The organism is Bartonella sp. AA168HLJHH, assembly GCF_042197365.1.
GTDB lineage: Bacteria > Pseudomonadota > Alphaproteobacteria > Rhizobiales > Rhizobiaceae > Bartonella.
Map to the genome: position 1 here is coordinate 1 of NZ_JBHIRS010000066.1, position 962 is coordinate 962.

Annotated in this window: 1 protein-coding gene; it reads left to right on the forward strand. The window is 42.1% G+C overall.

Translation table 11 applies throughout. The features are described 5' to 3' along the window. Positions 1–962, forward strand: a 962-nt coding sequence (locus ACFINM_RS09760; protein ID WP_375641323.1) for a tyrosine-type recombinase/integrase, incomplete at both ends; no start/stop codon positions are given.

Here is a 962-nt window from a genome sequence, read left to right on the forward strand (position 1 = left end):
GCTGGCAAATATAATGATGGTGCCGGCTTGATCCTCCATAAGCGTAAAGATGGTGGTGCTCAATGGCTTTATCGTTATACCATTCACGGTCGGCGCCGTGAAATGGGCTTGGGCGCCTTAAGACATGTCTCTTTAAAAAAAGCCCGTGAATTGGCAAACCAATGGCGTGCTGTTTTACATGAGGGTCGTGACCCCATTAAAGAACGCGATAAACAAAAGCGTGAGGCAATGCGTAATCTTCATTATTTAAAAAACATTGCTTTAGATGCTTTTGAAAGCCGTAAAGCTGAATTAAAAAGAGATGGTAAAGCTTGTGATTGGTTTTTACCATTACGCCTTCATATTCTCCCTAAATTGGGCTGTCTGCCCGTTTCAGAGATTACACAAACAGAGATACGCAATACCCTTGCTCCTATCTGGCATACAAAAGCTGCAACAGCAGAGAAAGCACTAAATCGTCTTAATCTTTGTCTCAAACATGCGGCTGCATTAGGGTTAGATGTTGATTTACAAGCAACAGAAAAAGCACGCGCGCTCTTAGGTAAACAACGTCATAAAACCACTAATAGACCTGCAATGGATTGGAAAGATGTTCCCGCCTTTTATCAGTTACTCTGTAAAACACAAAACATAACACAACTGGCTTTGCGCTTGCTTATCCTGACAGGCGTTCGTACCAACCCTTTGCGTCATATTCGTGAAGATCAGATTGAAGATGATGTATGGACTATTCCTGCTGAGAATATGAAAGGTTTGCGTGACGCTACAACAGAATTTCGCGTACCTCTATCATCTGAAGCGCTAAAAGTGATTAAACAAGCCCGTTGTATTTCCAAAAGTAATTTCATTCTGTCTTTTTCCGGTCGTGCTCCCCTTGCTGAGAATTGTATGGCAAAATATATGAGAGACAATAAACTTGAAGCCTGCCCGCATGGTTTTCGTTCTAGTTTACGCAATTGGCT